Origin of the sequence: Anaeromyxobacter oryzisoli (genome assembly GCF_022690765.1) — a bacterium.
GTDB lineage: Bacteria > Myxococcota > Myxococcia > Myxococcales > Anaeromyxobacteraceae > Anaeromyxobacter > Anaeromyxobacter oryzisoli.
Window position 1 is genome coordinate 1 of sequence record NZ_JALCZA010000170.1, and the last position, 1,207, is coordinate 1,207.

The window sequence follows — 1,207 nt, forward strand, 5'->3', positions numbered from 1 at the left end:
TGAGAGCTTGTCGAAGAATTCGACGAGCTCTCAGGCCGACCCGCGTGAGCGGGGCGGCGGGTGGGGTGAAGCGCCCGAATTCACTTCGGGCGCGAGGGGCGGTCGACGTCCCGCCCCTCCTGGATGGTCAAGGCCCGTCGATTGTTCGACGGGCCTTGATCGCGCGCGGCGTCTGGCGCGGCGCCTCCACCCCGGTCCGCAGCGGGCGGGCGCGCCAGGTCGGCGGGGCGCCGACCGCCCGCCGTGGCCGCCTCGCGATCCCCCGCTCCGGCGAGCCCACCCGTACGCCGAGATCCGCTGGCCGACGCCGCGCGGCCCCGGTAGGCCATGCGATCGAAGGAGGGCGGTCCATGAAGGACTTCCACTGTCGTGATGCGGGGATGAAGTGCGACTTCGTGGCGCGCGGGAGCTCGGACCAGGAGATCCTCGACCAGGCCGGCCGCCACGCCCAGCAAACGCACAACCTGCCGATGTCGAAGGATCTGGAGCAGCGGGTCCGCGGGCTCATCCACGACGAGGACAGCGACGCACACCGGCGGTCGATGTCCGCGAAGCCGTAGCGCGCTCCCCCCCGGCTCCCGATCGGCGAGGCCTTGCGCAGTGGGGGCCGCAGGGGCGAGCGCGCCTGCACGTCGAGCGCGGGGCTGCTCGGGAAAGAGGTGGAGGCCGGGGCGCCGCCCGCGGGCGGGGACCGGAGTGACAAGATCGGCCCCGAAGAAGCCCGTGCTGCGATGGCATGATGAGCCGCTCGCCACGGCTCTCGACCGACGGTCGCGGGGGCAGCGGGAGCTGGGGAGGGCACGATGCCCGCACGTCGGCCCCCGTCACCGTCCCTCGAGAGCCGGACCGGCATCCGCTCACCCGGAGCGCTTCTTCTTCGCTGCGCGCGGCGACGGCGTTCCCGGTGGCTCGACGGATGCGGGGTCGAAGAGCTCATCGTTCGACCGGCGCGTATAGCGGTCCATCAAGGCGTCCCCGAAGACCTCCCGAGCGGCGCGCTGGTTGTGAGCCCGGCAAAGGAGGCGAATGTTCTTGATCGTCGGCGGACCGCCGAGCTCGACCACGCTCGTGAAGCAGAGGCGGCCGTCCCTGAGCGGCTCGATCACCTCCGGGCAGCGCTGCACGAGCTCGGCGGCGGTCTTCCGGTAGAACGCGGCGCCCTTCGAGAGGCCGAGGTCCCGGTGGAGGAAGGAGAAGAGGTTCGCGT

At 72.2% G+C, this 1,207-nt stretch carries 1 protein-coding gene and 1 pseudogene; one reads left to right on the top strand and one right to left on the bottom strand.

Annotation, left to right across the window (positions count from 1 at the left end):
* Nucleotides 1-350: 350 nt before the first annotated feature.
* Nucleotides 351-560: a DUF1059 domain-containing protein gene (locus tag MNZ27_RS23210; RefSeq protein ID WP_242396431.1), complete on the top strand. Its 210-nt coding sequence runs from the start codon at nt 351-353 to the stop codon at nt 558-560.
* 297 nt (nt 561-857) lie between these two features.
* Here the strand turns inward: MNZ27_RS23210 and MNZ27_RS24325 are convergent.
* Nucleotides 858-1,207: pseudogene (locus tag MNZ27_RS24325) on the bottom strand (hypothetical protein); the annotation flags it as partial.

Coding starts and splice junctions, on each gene's coding strand:
- MNZ27_RS23210 (WP_242396431.1), top strand. CDS start 351: ATGAAGGACTTCCACTGTCGTGATGCGGGGATGAAGTGCGACTTCGTG.